Source organism: Dokdonia genika (assembly GCF_042652845.1).
Classification (GTDB): domain Bacteria; phylum Bacteroidota; class Bacteroidia; order Flavobacteriales; family Flavobacteriaceae; genus Dokdonia; species Dokdonia donghaensis.
The window spans coordinates 146,662-160,634 of record NZ_JBHSHB010000003.1 but is presented as its reverse complement, the minus strand read 5'-3'; the positions used below and the strand labels follow the sequence as shown (position 1 = coordinate 160,634).

At 37.2% G+C, this 13,973-nt stretch carries 17 protein-coding genes; 6 read left to right on the top strand and 11 right to left on the bottom strand.

Going from position 1 to position 13,973, the window contains the following annotated elements; all coding sequences use genetic code 11:
• Positions 1-2 precede the first annotated feature (2 nt).
• The gene (locus ACFO5T_RS00690; protein WP_380031194.1) at positions 3-518 is read left to right on the top strand and encodes a DinB family protein; all 516 of its coding nucleotides are present in this window, start codon (positions 3-5) and stop codon (positions 516-518) included.
• On the opposite strand, the gene ACFO5T_RS00685 is transcribed toward ACFO5T_RS00690, so the two are convergent.
• Genes ACFO5T_RS00685 through ACFO5T_RS00670 form a run of 4 tightly spaced genes read right to left on the bottom strand, consistent with a single transcriptional unit; the run spans position 515 to position 3,848 of the window.
• On the bottom strand, positions 515-1,360 hold the full coding sequence (locus tag ACFO5T_RS00685) for an alpha/beta hydrolase (protein WP_380031192.1): 846 nt from the start codon (positions 1,358-1,360) through the stop codon (positions 515-517). The genes ACFO5T_RS00690 and ACFO5T_RS00685 overlap by 4 nt on opposite strands.
• A gap of 5 nt (positions 1,361-1,365) precedes the next feature.
• The gene (locus ACFO5T_RS00680) at positions 1,366-1,725 is read right to left on the bottom strand and encodes a cupin domain-containing protein (protein WP_380031190.1); all 360 of its coding nucleotides are present in this window, start codon (positions 1,723-1,725) and stop codon (positions 1,366-1,368) included.
• Positions 1,726-1,727: 2 nt separating this feature from the next.
• Positions 1,728-2,273 carry a hypothetical protein gene (locus ACFO5T_RS00675; RefSeq protein WP_021778962.1) on the bottom strand — a complete coding sequence of 182 codons (546 nt, stop codon included), beginning with the start codon at positions 2,271-2,273 and terminating at the stop codon, positions 1,728-1,730.
• A 39-nt stretch (positions 2,274-2,312) separates the two neighbouring features.
• The gene (locus ACFO5T_RS00670) at positions 2,313-3,848 is read right to left on the bottom strand and encodes a helicase HerA-like domain-containing protein (protein WP_380031188.1); all 1,536 of its coding nucleotides are present in this window, start codon (positions 3,846-3,848) and stop codon (positions 2,313-2,315) included.
• 126 nt (positions 3,849-3,974) lie between these two features.
• On the opposite strand from ACFO5T_RS00670, the gene ACFO5T_RS00665 reads away from it, so the two are divergent.
• Together ACFO5T_RS00665 and ACFO5T_RS00660 are read left to right on the top strand one after the other, a co-directional pair.
• Positions 3,975-4,463 carry a Rid family detoxifying hydrolase gene (locus ACFO5T_RS00665; RefSeq protein WP_380031186.1) on the top strand — a complete coding sequence of 163 codons (489 nt, stop codon included), beginning with the start codon at positions 3,975-3,977 and terminating at the stop codon, positions 4,461-4,463.
• Between the two features lie 37 nt (positions 4,464-4,500).
• Entirely contained in the window at positions 4,501-5,640 is a 1,140-nt protein-coding gene (locus ACFO5T_RS00660) for a hypothetical protein (protein ID WP_380031183.1), read from the top strand.
• Positions 5,641-5,715: 75 nt separating this feature from the next.
• Here the strand turns inward: ACFO5T_RS00660 and ACFO5T_RS00655 are convergent, their stop codons facing one another.
• Positions 5,716-6,114, bottom strand: coding sequence for a PUR family DNA/RNA-binding protein (locus tag ACFO5T_RS00655; RefSeq protein ID WP_021778966.1), 399 nt, complete (start codon positions 6,112-6,114; stop codon positions 5,716-5,718).
• 76 nt (positions 6,115-6,190) lie between these two features.
• Positions 6,191-7,948 carry an ABC transporter ATP-binding protein gene (locus ACFO5T_RS00650; protein WP_380031180.1) on the bottom strand — a complete coding sequence of 586 codons (1,758 nt, stop codon included), beginning with the start codon at positions 7,946-7,948 and terminating at the stop codon, positions 6,191-6,193.
• Between the two features lie 211 nt (positions 7,949-8,159).
• Between ACFO5T_RS00650 and ACFO5T_RS00645 the strand changes: the two genes are divergently transcribed.
• Genes ACFO5T_RS00645 through yajC form a run of 3 tightly spaced genes read left to right on the top strand, consistent with a single transcriptional unit; the run spans position 8,160 to position 9,882 of the window.
• The gene (locus ACFO5T_RS00645; RefSeq protein ID WP_380031178.1) at positions 8,160-9,071 is read left to right on the top strand and encodes a transcription antitermination protein NusB; all 912 of its coding nucleotides are present in this window, start codon (positions 8,160-8,162) and stop codon (positions 9,069-9,071) included.
• A 47-nt stretch (positions 9,072-9,118) separates the two neighbouring features.
• The gene (locus ACFO5T_RS00640; protein ID WP_021778969.1) at positions 9,119-9,577 is read left to right on the top strand and encodes a DUF1573 domain-containing protein; all 459 of its coding nucleotides are present in this window, start codon (positions 9,119-9,121) and stop codon (positions 9,575-9,577) included.
• A 5-nt stretch (positions 9,578-9,582) separates the two neighbouring features.
• Positions 9,583-9,882, top strand: coding sequence for a preprotein translocase subunit YajC (gene yajC / locus ACFO5T_RS00635; protein WP_380031176.1), 300 nt, complete (start codon positions 9,583-9,585; stop codon positions 9,880-9,882).
• A 227-nt stretch (positions 9,883-10,109) separates the two neighbouring features.
• On the opposite strand, the gene ACFO5T_RS00630 is transcribed toward yajC, so the two are convergent.
• From ACFO5T_RS00630 to ACFO5T_RS00610, 5 genes are all read right to left on the bottom strand, one after another.
• Complete coding sequence (locus ACFO5T_RS00630; RefSeq protein WP_417323386.1) at positions 10,110-10,694, bottom strand: superoxide dismutase family protein; 585 nt, start codon at positions 10,692-10,694, stop codon at positions 10,110-10,112.
• 81 nt (positions 10,695-10,775) lie between these two features.
• Entirely contained in the window at positions 10,776-11,522 is a 747-nt protein-coding gene (locus ACFO5T_RS00625; protein WP_380031173.1) for an LVIVD repeat-containing protein, read from the bottom strand.
• A gap of 5 nt (positions 11,523-11,527) precedes the next feature.
• The gene (locus ACFO5T_RS00620) at positions 11,528-12,031 is read right to left on the bottom strand and encodes a hypothetical protein (RefSeq protein WP_375251993.1); all 504 of its coding nucleotides are present in this window, start codon (positions 12,029-12,031) and stop codon (positions 11,528-11,530) included.
• A 78-nt stretch (positions 12,032-12,109) separates the two neighbouring features.
• The gene (locus ACFO5T_RS00615) at positions 12,110-12,541 is read right to left on the bottom strand and encodes a YdeI/OmpD-associated family protein (RefSeq protein ID WP_380031170.1); all 432 of its coding nucleotides are present in this window, start codon (positions 12,539-12,541) and stop codon (positions 12,110-12,112) included.
• A gap of 107 nt (positions 12,542-12,648) precedes the next feature.
• Positions 12,649-13,863: a bifunctional alpha/beta hydrolase/OsmC family protein gene (locus ACFO5T_RS00610; RefSeq protein WP_380031168.1), complete on the bottom strand. Its 1,215-nt coding sequence runs from the start codon at positions 13,861-13,863 to the stop codon at positions 12,649-12,651.
• Positions 13,864-13,973 lie beyond the last annotated feature (110 nt).

The following is a 13,973-nucleotide window of genomic DNA, read 5'->3' as shown; positions in this document are numbered from 1 at the left end:
ATATGATTAATACTTGGCATCAAGATTTTAAGGACAATGCTATTTTTAGGCTAGAAGAGAATGTGCGTATGATAAGTATTGCGCTTTCTAAGGTAGTAGAGGAGGAGCTGTGGACAAAGCAAAACCAGAGTCTCAATACACTTGGTAACCAGTTATTGCATATCTGTGGCAATATGACACAATATATCGTTTCTGGTCTTGGTGGTAATCCAGATGAGCGTAATAGAGAAGAGGAGTTTAGTACCGAAGATGGTTTTACAAAAGATGAGTTGTTACAACGACTTTTACTTACCGTTCAAACTTCTACTACTATTATTGATGATGCTACACCAGAAAACCTATTAAAGAAGCGAAAAGTGCAAGGTTTTGATCTCTCAGGTATAGGTATTGTATTACACGCTGTTGAGCACTTCTCATATCACACGGGGCAAATAGCTATGCAAGTAAAACTTGTTATAGACCAGCCCCTTGGGTTTTATGAGGGAATGAACTTAAATACTCTTAATGAAGAAGATTAAAATTCTTTCTTTAAGAATTTGATGATTTCAGATCTTACTTCCTCTTGATAAAGTGAGTGACCAAAACCTTCGGTCTCAATGTAGGTGCTTCCTTTCCAGTTTTTATGGATGTTTTGTGAGGCAGATACAGGAGTGATTTTGTCAAACTTATCGTGTATGATCAAAGCAGGCAATGTAAGTTCTTTTGCAAAAGCTGCTCCAGAAAAACCTTTAAAGTCAAAACCAAATAACTCTTTTACGAGCAGTTCGAGAGACTTCATTGTTCGGTTATTAAGTCCTAAAATTGCTCTATAATCTATCATTATCTCACTAAGCTCTGATGCAGATCCTAATATAACTGCAGATGTAAATTGTGTAGGTTTATAAGTATACTGATGAAAAACCGTAGCTAGTCCTCCTATAGAATGCCCTATAATATGGTCTGGTTGGTATCGCTGTACAGCTTCTTCTATGGCTTTTGCATAACGAGGCACATTGAGCAACGTCCCTGTAGAGTTACCGTGAGCGGGTGCATCTATGGCATAAATATCATAGTTTTCTTTGTGTAGTTCTTCTACTAGTTTAAACCAGCGATGCGTGTTGCTTTCCCAGCCGTGTATAAGAAGTACTTTTTTACCAGTGCCTTCCCAGTGATATGCTTGTAACTCACACGATCCAGAAGGAAAACGTTCATAAGCAGCATTTTCTAGATAAACAACCTGCGCACCATAAGGTTTACCCTTGCGTGGTGTGCAAAATATATTAAAAGCTTGCTGAGCTGCAGCTCTAGGATTTACTAAACTTAGCGCATTTATCTTTGCTCCTATAGCCTTAGGAATGAATCGTTGTAGGGTCTTTTTCAAAATATCTATTCTTCTCTATGAACTGAATCTGGTGAAAATGCAGGTGTACAAACCGCCATATACTTACACTCTGTATCAAAAGGATTGCTGTATTGTACTCTGGTATTGCGAGCAATTTTAATACTCTGGCCGGCGTGAAGTACTACGGTATCACCATCTATGATAAATTGCTTTTTACCTTTTATAATATATGTATATTCATCAAACTCTGGAGTTTGAAATGGCTCACTCCACCCAGGTGGAGCAATCATATGAGCAATGCTTATATCATTATTGCCATCTGTCGCTTTTCCCCAGTGCTCTTCTATGGTCTTACCATCTGTAGTAGGTACTATAAAAGGGCTTTTTTGGATTTTATAACTCATATTTACCAGCTTATTTGAATATACTTAATAGGAGCATCATCAGGGATTTGAGTAAGTTCAACCTTAGTGGTTGTATCAAACATAAGTTCTGATGGCAAGTGTTTTTTATCTATAGTAAAATACACATCACTATCTTCTATCAAAACAACAATGGTAGATATAAGGTTTTCTATACGCTTTATCTTGTGTCCATCTAGAATATCCTTAAAAGTACTTTTTACAGTAACTCCACCATCTGTTGTATAGCGCTCGTCATATAAACGTATGTAATTTATTGTAGCATCAGAGTCGCCCGTGGTAGGTTCTAGTTCTAATAATTTTTTACCTCCTTTTTCAAAAACGGTAATATATTGTACAGGTGCTTTTAGTTCTGTAGATCCATTTGCATCTACAAGGCTATCATTTACAAAGGTGGTTTTAAGTTCACTTACTTTTGTAGTTTTAGTAAGTGGTCCTACACCTTCATTTGTAATAGCAAAGTTTCCAGAGTTACTACAGCTAGTAGCTATTAAGCCTAGAATAGAAAGGGCTATTATATTTTTTTTCATAAAATTAAATTGAGGGTACGCATAAAAAATGCGCAATTATTATTTTAACATTTTACCTAGTATACCAAAGACACCACGTATTACGGTTGCACTTGTAAGTACTTTTATTAATGCTTTTGATCCAGCACTTTGAGTAGACCTAGAACTTTTAGATCTAGAAGACGTTTTTGAAGCTTTGGCTCTTTCTTTTTTAGCCTTTTCCTTTGCTTCCGCTTCGTTTGCTTTATCTATTTTCTTTTTGAGTAGCTCGTAGGCACTCTCTCTATCTGAGATTTCGCTATATTTTTCTACAAGCTCAGACCTGTCGTTTATACCGTCTATTTCCTTTTGGGTTAATACATCCATACGTGACATAGGTGCACGTAACATTGTAGCTGCAAGTGGAGTAGGGCGACCCTTCTCATCGAGAGCAGATACAAGTGCTTCTCCTATACCTAAAGATGTAAGAACGGTCTTTGTGTCATAATATTTAGAATCTGGATAGTTTTCGGCAGTGAGTTTTATAGCTTTTCTATCTTTTGCAGTAAATGCACGTAATGCGTGTTGCACTTTAAGACCTAACTGGCTCAATACACCATCTGGAATATCTGTTGGGTTTTGAGTTACAAAATAAATTCCTACACCTTTAGACCGTATCAACTTTACAATACTCTCTATCTGGCTATGTAACGCTTTTGATGCCTCCTTAAATATGAGGTGTGCTTCATCTATAAAAATTACAAGCTCTGGCTGGCCGCTATCTCCTTGCTCTGGAAATGTAGAGTAAATCTCTGCAAGTAGACTCAACATAAAAGTTGAGAATAATTTAGGTCTGTCTTGTATATCTGTAAGGCGTATCACATTTATTACTCCACGACCGTCAGAGGTGGTGCGAGTAAGGTCATCTGTGTCAAAAGATTTTTCTCCAAAGAAAATATCTGCTCCCTGCTGTTCTAGTTCTACTATTTTACGCAGGATAGAACCAGAAGAAGCTGGAGAGATACGCCCATACTCTTCTTCTATTTCTGCCTTACCTTCTTTGGTCGCATATTGTAAAATCTTTTTAAAGTCTTTAAGATCTAGCAGCGGTAATTTTTTATCATCACTGTACTTAAAAAGTATAGAGATAATACCAGACTGTGCCACCGTAGCGTCAAGTATACGTGAGAACAGCACAGGTCCAAACTCACTTACGGTAGCTCTAAGGCGCACGCCATTTTGTTCAGAAAGTGTGAGGAGTTCTACTGGGAAATCTTTGGCATCAAAGGGTAGGCCTATCTTCTCGTGGCGCTCATCTATCTTTGCGTGACCTGGGCTTGCTTTTGCAATACCAGAGAGATCACCTTTCATATCCATAAGTAGTACCGGTATCCCTTTGTCAGACAGATTTTCGGCAAGCACTTGTAATGTTTTTGTTTTACCAGTACCTGTAGCACCAGCAATGAGACCGTGACGATTAAGAGTTTTAAGAGGTACTTTTACGTGAGCATTTGTGATGGTCTCGCCATCTAGCATTGCTGCTCCCATAGTGATAAAGTCACCCTTAAAGGTGTTTCCTGTTGTAATAGATTTTAGAAACTCTTCTTTTCTTTCCATAGTAGATTGTTGTGTTTACGCTTTCGCGAAAGCGTACTAAATCGCATTTATCTCAAAGTTTAAAAATACATAATAGTTAAAAAATGTTGCCATCTATCCGTACATTTATTACCAAAATCTATAACTATGAGGCCTATTATATTGACAATCTTTGGGATGCTTTTACTCACTTCTTGTAATGAGGAGTTACAAAGATCCCACACACCACCTCCTGAAGGTCATATGGAGAAGAGAGCTCCTGTGTTCCACACGTCTCACGAACCTACTAAGGCAGACGCACCATTTTCTGATGCGGTGCAGGTGGGCGATATGTATTTTCTATCTGGACAAATAGGGATGGATCAAAGCACGAGAACACTCGTAACAGGCGGTATTGAAGCCGAAACAAAGCAAACCTTAGAAAACATAAAAGCGGTGCTTGCCCATCACAATTTAGAAATGACAGATATTGTAAAAGCAATGGTTGTGCTAGATGATATTGAGGACTTTGCAACATTTAACGCTATCTATAAATCGTACTTGCCACAAAAACCTGCGAGGACCACCTTTGCAGCAAAGGCACTGGCCGCAGGGGCAAAAATTGAGATTGAAGTTATTGCTGTAAGAAAGAAATAACTTACTTTTAATCAATGAATTAAAACATCATCAATCAATGAGAATTTTTAAATTTTTACCTTTTTTACTTCTAGGCTTCACCGCCTGTTCTAATGATGATGATACGACTAACGTAGCCGAGTCTGATGTAAATACCTCACTGGCTCAAATAGCAATCGTAGGAGACAATCTAGTTACTGGATCTAGTGGTAATGTAGTTACTTGGAATTATCTAGATGAGCAAAGCACAACTGTAAATTTACAAGAGGAAATAGGCTTTGAGTTTGGCTTTTTAAGAAACACCTTTAGGGATCGCCTAGCGATAGCTTCTGGCATACCTACTTCTCAGTTTATCACATATAGCGTGGTTAATGGAGACCAAGAGGTTTATAGTGATTACTTTACTCCGTCTAACCCTGTAAATGAATCTGAGCTTTATACGACAAATACCGAAAATAATATCATTACTTATTATTTGAATGAGTCTAGTAGCTGTTGCAACTTAAACGTAAGTACATATAATAAAACTACTAGCGTTATTACAGATGCTTACATAGGTGATATAACAATAAACGATGTCAATTCAAGTGTGATGGCAAAAGGGTCTAAGACATTTATAGTAGGTACAGATACTCTTACAGGCGTAAAGAAGCTATTTGTACACAATGCAGAGACTGGGATGCCAGTGGGAGTTTGGGATATAGATCAGTATGGTGCTTATATATACAATGAGAATCTTGACGAGATGTACCTATTTGACTTTAACGGTGCTGCGCTTGCATACGCCACGCTAGATTTTGAAACGCTTACGATAAGTGAGCAGAGTTCTTTTCCGAGTGGTTTTACTGTTACAGAAGGATTTAATCAAACTAAATCACTAGCTCAGGAACTTGTTTATAAAGACCCTACCGGAAAAATAGCAAATGTATATAATTACAATACAAATACAATTAGTGCTTATACAGAGGTAGGCCTCATCAATACTATTTTAGACCAGACTGGGATGAGTATAAACATACGCAATACAGATATAGCGCAGTTTACATCTTATTATATTGTAATGGGTACTACAGAAGTAGATGGAGAGACCAAAGGAGTGGTGGTAATTCTCAATAGAGATTTAACGGTAATACAAACAGCCAGCAGTGGAGATATACGACCACATAGTCTTGTGGAAATACCTATCATATTTAACTAAAAGACTTTTAAGCTAGACCAATAAAAAAAGCCACGTCATAAACGTGGCTTTTTTTTATTTAATATCATTTATGACTTATATATCGTCAAAGCTTACATCTGTAAACTTATCTGCCGTTGCAGTAGGCTCTTCTGAAGTTACCCCTCCAGAATCTACCACTTCTGACGCTACAGGTCTTGTATAATCATTCTGGTGGCGGTCAGATATTACTTCTTCACCTTTTTCTTCTAGTATGTAAGAAGTCATCTCATTAAGATTTTCTGTAAATCCAGCAAAGTCTTCTTTATATAAATAGATTTTGTGTTTCTTAAAGTGGAAAGAACCGTCATCATTAGTAAATTTTTTACTCTCTGTAATGGTAAGGTAATAATCTCCTGCCTTTGTAGATCTTACATCAAAGAAGTACGTGCGTCGTCCTGCTCTAAGTACTTTTGAAAAAATCTCTTCATTGTCTCTTCCGTCGTAATCACTCATAATGGTCCTTCTTGTTTTGGATTGTGTGTTTGTTGTTTCAAAAATGGTAAAAAATATACCATTGCCCAATTATTTTTTACATTTCTTTCTCGTCCAGCTGCTTTACATACAGCTCTTTATAGTAGCCTTCTTTTGTTATTAATTGATTATGAGATCCTTGCTGTGTGATTTTACCATCTTCGAGAATGATAATTTGATCGGCATTTTTTGCAGATGAGATTCTGTGGCTCACGATAATAGTGGTTGTGTTTGTTGTGAGCTGCTGTAAATTATTGAGTATTTCTTCTTCTGTCTCGGTATCTACTGCGCTTAATGAGTCATCTAGTAACAAGATTTTAGGAGATCCTATAAGTGCTCTTGCAATAGAGACGCGTTGCTTCTGTCCTCCAGATAAGGTTATGCCTCGCTCACCAAGTACGGTATCATACCCGTCCTTAAAGTCTATGATATTATGGTGTACGGAGGCCGCTTTCGCGAAAGCGTAAACCTCTTCGTCTGTAGCATCTGTTTTACCAAATTTTATATTCTCACCTATGGTATCAGAAAATAAGAAGGCATCTTGAGGTACATAACCTATCTCAGAACGAAAATCATTAAGGTTGAGCATCTTTACATCTGTACCATCTATAGTAATACTGCCGCTAGTCACATCATACAGACGACCTATGAGTTCTAAAATAGTAGATTTTCCAGATCCTGTAGGCCCTATTACAGCAAGTGTTTGCCCTGGCTGCACGGTAAAGCTTATATTTTTAAGAGCTGTAATAAGTGTGTCTTCATACGTAAAAGTTACATCCTTAAAAGCGATAGCACCATTTATAGGTGTGTGCTCTGTAACGGTATTTACAATGTCTGGTTCGATTTCTAAAAACTCATTAATACGTATCTGGGATGCCTCTGCTGCTTTTATAATTGAGGTTACCCATCCTACAGTAGCAACTGGCCACGTGAGCATATTTACATACATTATAAACTCTACTAGAGTTCCTAGCTCTGCAATGGTACCATCTATATACTGCTGCCCACCTACAAATATCACAATGAGGTTACTCGCACCTATAAGCCCTATCATAAGTGGGAAGAAGAATGCTTGTACCTTAACGAGGTTTAGATTTTTTTGCTTGCTGTCTTCACTAAGCGTTGCAAAGTCTCTAAATGTATTAGGTTCTAAGGTATATGCTTTTATAACAGATATACCACTAAAAGACTCTTGTGTAAACGTAGTAAGTTTTGATAGGTACTCTTGTACAATAGTACTACGCACGTGTATCGCACGGCTTAGTTTATAGATAGCAATAGATAGTATAGGTAGTGGTATTAAGGTATATGCGGCAAGTGATGGCGCCATACGTACCATATAGGGTATTACTACAGCAAATAGTACGAGAGCTTGTAGTAAATACATTATGGCTGGACCTAGGTACATACGTACTTTAGTTACATCTTCAGAGATGCGGTTCATAAGGTCACCAGTTCTATTTTTTTTATAAAAACCTAGGCTGAGACGCTGGTACTGTGCGTAGACATCATCTTTTAAATCTGCTTCTATAAATCTTGACACCACAATAATAAGCTGTCGCATTAAGAATGTAAAAAAACCAGAGAGTAGGGCAGCACCTAGAAGTAATCCTAGTTTAAAGAGCATACTGTCTTTGAGGCCATCTAGATTTGAATCTCCACTTTCTATGTATGTTTCAACATCGTTTACGATATCACCTACAATATCTACATTAAAAACGGCAAAGACACGAGCTGCGATAACTATAAAGAAACCGGCTATAAGACGCCATTTATAACGTAAAAAATACTTGTTAAGAGATTTTAATGCACCCATCGCCGTACTGCAATTTTTTTGAAGCGCTAAGGTCGGTTTTTTTTAAGACCTGTGCGAGCCAAATTTTCCTATAACATAATTGATAAAATGTGATGATACTTTTAGAAATACTGTATTTTTGCACCGATTTAAAAACGAACCTAATTCGTTCTTATAACTATAAAAGTTCTTTGTCGCTATGTTAAACAGACGCCATATCCGTGTCAAAGTAATGCAAACCATTTACGCCCTAGGGAGTAAGGAGCAGTTTGATCTTCAAAATGAGGATAAATTTACGGTTGAGAGTATGAACCAGATGTACAATCTGTATCTCTTAATGCTAGATTTAATGGTGGAGGTTCACGCTTTCGCGAAAGCGGAACAAGAAAAAATCTCTAAAAAGATTCTAGCTACCGAAGAAGAAAAAAATCCTAACACAAAATTCATTAACAACCAGGTCTTGACAAAACTGTCTGACAATGCTGAGTTGCGTGATGAAATAAGCAAGCGTAAGCTCAAACACTGGAGACAGAATGATGAGTATGTTGCTATCATATATAACGAGATTGTAGCAAGTGATTGCTATGCCTCATATATGGAAGAGGAGGATACTACCTTTAAAATAGATAGAAAGTTTGTGGTAGATATCTATACAGAGATTATAGCGCCTAATGACAAGCTATACGATTATATAGAAGATGCGCGCCTTACCTGGATAGATGACTTGCCTATGATTAATATGGCAGTGTTAAGAAGACTGGGTAAGCTTAAACCAGCATCACCAGAGTCTTCATTACTACCTAGCTTATTTAAAAATGAGGAGGATGTGCATTTTGGTACAGAGTTACTAGAGAAGACGGTCGCAAATGAGACTTTTCTTGCAAACGAGATTACAGAAAACACACCAAACTGGGATAAAGAACGTATTGCAGATGTAGATATGGTGCTTATTAAGATGGCACTTTGTGAGTTCTTAAAATTCCCTACCATACCTGTAAAAGTGACTATAAATGAGTACTTAGAAATCTCTAAGGAATACTCGACACCTAAGAGTAGCATCTTTATAAACGGTATACTTGATAAGCTTGTAAAACAATATGAGCGAGAAAAAAGGTTAAAGAAAGAGGGTAGAGGTTTAAAATAGTATACTTTTTCTTATTTTTACGAATCATTATTTATAAAAAAACAACAATGAAAAAAGGTTTATTAGTATTAGGAGTACTTTCGGCTATGGTGTTTACTTCTTGTAAAGAAGATGCAGCAAGCAAAGTAAAAGAAGAAAATGTTGAAGTTGCAGCTGCAAGAGACGCACAAGCTACAACATACCCAGTGATTACTTTTGATGAGACTGAATTTGATTTTGGAAACATCGAAAAGGGAAACACTGTAGAGCACAAATTTACATTTACTAACACAGGTAAAGCACCACTAGTAATTGTAGACGCAAAGAGCTCTTGTGGATGTACAGTACCAGAATATTCTAAAAATCCAGTTGCACCAGGTGAGAAAGGTGAGCTTCTTGTAAAATATAACGGTAGCGGTACTAACCAAGTAACTAAAACTGTAACAATTAAAGCAAATACTGAGAGAGGTACAGAGACTGTAAAGATCAAAGCATTTGTAAACCCTGCTGCTGGAGCAGCTAAATAAGAATTATGGGTGAAGGATTGCAGGGCATATTAGGTCCTCTCTTACTGTTTACGGTATTTATTGTATTCTTTATAGTATTACCGCAACGTAAGAAACTCAAACAAGAAAAGAACTTTGATAAAGATCTTAAAAAGGGTGATCGTGTAATTACAAAAAGTGGTTTACACGGTAAGATTTTAGAACTTAATGATAATGGTACTTGTGTATTGGAAACAATGTCTGGTAAAATGAAGTTTGAAAGATCTGCACTATCTATTGAGATGACACAAGCGCTTAATAAAAGTGTTGTAGAAACAAAGAAATAGTCTTTTCTAATTATTATATATAAGCCCTCGCAATTGCGAGGGCTTTTTTTATGTCTTCTATTTCTATAATTTAATAGGGTCTATCTTCACACTAACTTATTAGGTATGGATGAGATTATACGAGCATTACCTAAGTAATATATAGGCTTGCATACTAATAGAATATGGTTCATAAAAAAATGCTCTTGCGGTAAGCAAGAGCATTTTAACTATTCAATGGTCTGAAATTACTTTATAATCCCACCGCAAGAAATTCTTGCTCCTGCAGCACCACTTGGTTGTGATGTAAAATCATCTGTACCTTGGTGTACGATAATTGCTTTACCTACAACGTCTTTTTTAGGATCTCCACAACCTATACACCACTGGTCTGTGCTCATTGTGATAGTTCCGTTTCCGTTTTCATCTGCTGGGAAGTTACCTATATCACCTTTATGATATCCCTCTGCTGCGCCCCACTTACCGTGTTGCTCGTTTGTAGGGTTCCAGTGTCCACCTGTAGACTTTCCATCTGCGCTTGAACAGTCTGCCTTGTCGTGTATGTGTATGGCGTGCATACCTTCATCTAGTCCACCTATTACGGCTGTAAATTTTACAACACCGCCTTCTTCTTTAAAAACAACACTTCCAGAAGCTTTACTGTCACTCTTAGGTTCAAGTTTTAAAGTGAGTTTTTGCATCTCTGGCATAACTTCTACTTCTTCTTCCTCAACAACCTCTATTACTTCTTCGCTTTCTTTTTTATCACCTTTACAACTCGCTAGTGTGGCTATAGATAGTAAGGCTATTGTCATAAATCTGTATTTCATCATCTTTTGGTTTTGATAATTAGTAATTAATTAGCTCTAATATACCACGACAACTTAAGAAATACTAAGATTTTATAAAACCTTTTAGATACTTATGGTGCTTAATTGTGATGTGTTTGTGATATCTTGAGCATCAAGGCTATATTGATATACACCAGTTTCTCCCACGGCTATGAGTAAATCTCCTTGTATAATCACATCAAAAGCAAGCTTATCTATAGCGTGTACTAGTGTAGACTCTGCAGGATTTGACACATCAAATATTTTAATCTCATCATCACATACGATAAGGTAATCACCATATAGACCTAACCCTTTTGGGAATGTAAGTTCGCGCACATTAATAAGAACAGGATTAAGAACATCTGTCACATCATACACCTCTAGTTGATTTACAAAACCATTACAGCCCAAATCACTCCATAGGGTTACAAATGCATATTGATCATTTGCAACCACAGGATCACAAGAAGTAAAATGTTGTACTGAAGATAATTGTTCTGGAAACTCTGGACTATCTACACCATAGATAAACATCCCGTTGCGAGATCCTATATAGAGGTAATTTCTGTAGCTAAATAATGTCTCGATATCAAAACCTATGCGTACAGTGTTTACTAATACAGGTTCTGATGTATTTGTGATGTTAAATACATTTAGATCTTCATTATCTACTGTGTAGAGATAATTTCCTTTTATAACAAAGGTTGCAAGTGAGCCACCTTGACCTACACTATCTGCTGTGCTTAAAGATTCTCCACTGCTAGTCCCGTCAGAACTACATCCTAGTGCAATAATTACTAGGGCAATTATATATATATACTTTTTCATCTTATTTAATCTTCAAGTTCGTAATCAATGATAATTTCTCCATCTGGGATATTGTGTACAAAGCCATCTGGAGACACTTTAGGAGGAAAAACTTCTCTAATGCGTTTTGTCACCTGTAGGTTTGCTGTTTGTTTATCATAAGTAACAGCAATAAGGTCTACAGCTTGATTTATGTAGTATACCTCATTCTTTATAGCAAGATCTGTAGCTCCAGGTGCTTTTATATAAGCAAGAGCAACTGGAGAAGAAGGGTTCTCGTTATCAAAAACGTGAAAGCCTTTGTTCTTTTCGTTTACAAACAGTAAACCATTAAATACATAGATTTTACCCGAGTTTATAATGCTTCTTGCGTCTTCGAGAGTGACGCTGGCCTCAAACGTAGGGCGATCAAGAGTAATCGCATCATAGTTTGTTAATAGATCAACAGTATCTACATCATCGCTGGTTCTGTCTGTGACGCAGCTTAGAGAGGTGATACATACAAGTAGTAGGATACACAAATGTTTCATATAATATAGTTTTTACTCTAGATGCAATAACTACATATACGTTGCGCGTGATTGTCAATACTTTACAATTATTTAATATTAGCCTGTTTTAAATAGTTGTCTTGGGTCACGTATACCTCGTTTAAGGTTTTCAAAGAGTATAAGCATTTTGTCTACTTGTGTTTGCTCACTCTTATAGCGCTTTACTTGATAGATAAGACCTCTTTTTTTACCATCTGTAAGCGATTCAAAAATTGACGCACCGTCTGGGTCGCTATCATAAACTGCGTCAAAAGCCTCTGGAGTAACTACACCATACTTAGTGTTATCTTCTATGAGTTGGATACTAAAGATGTCTAAAGGCTCAATTTTTAAAGTTTTATGATGCTGTTTTCCAAATAGTACCCAGTACACACCTTTCATTTTACGTAAAGCAATATGTGTTTCTAGTGTATTTGTATCACTACTTGCTTTAAGCAAGACCCGCTTATGGCCGGCATTAGCCCACTCATCACCCAGTTTTTCAGGCAAAATGAAGCCTCCTTTTTGGAGTTGTACTTGTATGATTTGTGATGTTTTGATTTTTAACTAGATAATGAGGTGTATGGTTATAAATGCGCTTTCGCGAAAGCGTAATCCTATCTAAGCGTAGTTATTACTTGAGTCTCGCTATGAAGAGTTTTGTGTACTGGACATTTATCTGCTATTTGTAAAAGACGATTGAGTTGCTTCTCATCAAGATCTGAAGTGATTTTGATCTCACGGTGAAAGGTATCAATCTTTGCCGAAGGGTTTTCTTCGCAGTCAACACAATCTTGAGCGTGGGTTTTACTATAACTTGTGTGTACCTCAACATTTTCTACCGCCCACTTTTTACGCTTTGCATACATCTGTATGGTCATTGCGGTACAGGCAGAGAGACTACCTGCGAGCAACTCATATGGGGTAGGGCCATAGTCGTTTCCGCCTACGCGTACAGGCTCGTCTGCTTTCATATGGTGATTGCCCAGTTTTAGTAAGGTTGTAAACCCATCTTCTTCATCTAGGCTTGCCACCACTTGAAAGGTGGTTTTTATGGTCTCTTGAACAGGTTGTGGTATATATCTCGCAGCCCATCCAGCGATAATTTTACCTACGTAAGCAGCATTTTCTTTGTCAATAAGTAAATGCTCAGATCCATCCAGAGTTACAAAACTCTTAGGGTGATGCGCGGCGTTGTATATTTCTTCGGCATTTTTTATAGAAACTGTTGCATCTTGTGGAGAGTGGAGTATAAGTAAAGCCTCGTGCAAGTTACGAGCAGCTTCTACACAAGAGTTTTCTTCTAAGTTATCTATAAACTGCTTTTTAAAAGTAAAGTCACGCCCTGCGAGTTTTACATTAGCCTGACCTTTTTCTTTTATTACTGAAAGCTGAGAGCCTAGTTGCTTTTGTACGTGTACTGGGTTGCTAGGCGCTCCTATAGTTGCGACGGCCTTTATTGTATCAATTTTACCACCTGCAAAAATTGCTGCAGCACCACCTAGCGAGTGTCCTACAAGTAGAGAGGGCGCTTTGTATTCTTTGGTAAGAAAATCTGTAGCGCTTATGAGATCATCTACATTACTAGAGAAGTTTGTATCTGCAAAGTCACCATCACTGTCACCTAAACCCGTAAAATCAAAGCGTAACACGCCAAAACCTTGAGAGGCAAGTGCTCTACTTACATTGCGCACAGCACTAAAATCTTTTGTACAGGTAAAGCAATGTGCAAAAATGGCAAAGTTATGTGGGTCTTGATTTGCGGGTAGATCTAATCTTCCAGCCAATACTTCTCCGTGTGCATTTGTAAAGTTTATTTTACTTGATCTCATATGGTTGTTTTATGGTTAGATAGTGTAAGTCGTTATTCAAAAGATAACCTATCTTAAAAGCTTTTAAATTACAAATATTAAAGAGCAAATAGTACATTTAGAAACGCAAA

Bases quoted from the DNA above. Each gene is read 5' to 3' on its own strand.
- ACFO5T_RS00670 (WP_380031188.1), bottom strand. From the start codon at position 3,848: ATGGAAAGAAAAGAAGAGTTTCTAAAATCTATTACAACAGGAAACACC.
- ACFO5T_RS00630 (WP_417323386.1), bottom strand. From the start codon at position 10,694: ATGATGAAATACAGATTTATGACAATAGCCTTACTATCTATAGCCACA.
- ACFO5T_RS00680 (WP_380031190.1), bottom strand. From the start codon at position 1,725: ATGAGTTATAAAATCCAAAAAAGCCCTTTTATAGTACCTACTACAGAT.
- ACFO5T_RS00650 (WP_380031180.1), bottom strand. From the start codon at position 7,948: ATGGGTGCATTAAAATCTCTTAACAAGTATTTTTTACGTTATAAATGG.
- ACFO5T_RS00645 (WP_380031178.1), top strand. From the start codon at position 8,160: ATGCAAACCATTTACGCCCTAGGGAGTAAGGAGCAGTTTGATCTTCAA.
- ACFO5T_RS00620 (WP_375251993.1), bottom strand. From the start codon at position 12,031: ATGAAACATTTGTGTATCCTACTACTTGTATGTATCACCTCTCTAAGC.
- ACFO5T_RS00625 (WP_380031173.1), bottom strand. From the start codon at position 11,522: ATGAAAAAGTATATATATATAATTGCCCTAGTAATTATTGCACTAGGA.
- ACFO5T_RS00660 (WP_380031183.1), top strand. From the start codon at position 4,501: ATGAGAATTTTTAAATTTTTACCTTTTTTACTTCTAGGCTTCACCGCC.
- ACFO5T_RS00610 (WP_380031168.1), bottom strand. From the start codon at position 13,863: ATGAGATCAAGTAAAATAAACTTTACAAATGCACACGGAGAAGTATTG.
- ACFO5T_RS00675 (WP_021778962.1), bottom strand. From the start codon at position 2,273: ATGAAAAAAAATATAATAGCCCTTTCTATTCTAGGCTTAATAGCTACT.
- yajC (WP_380031176.1), top strand. From the start codon at position 9,583: ATGGGTGAAGGATTGCAGGGCATATTAGGTCCTCTCTTACTGTTTACG.
- ACFO5T_RS00655 (WP_021778966.1), bottom strand. From the start codon at position 6,114: ATGAGTGATTACGACGGAAGAGACAATGAAGAGATTTTTTCAAAAGTA.
- ACFO5T_RS00640 (WP_021778969.1), top strand. From the start codon at position 9,119: ATGAAAAAAGGTTTATTAGTATTAGGAGTACTTTCGGCTATGGTGTTT.
- ACFO5T_RS00690 (WP_380031194.1), top strand. From the start codon at position 3: ATGATTAATACTTGGCATCAAGATTTTAAGGACAATGCTATTTTTAGG.
- ACFO5T_RS00665 (WP_380031186.1), top strand. From the start codon at position 3,975: ATGAGGCCTATTATATTGACAATCTTTGGGATGCTTTTACTCACTTCT.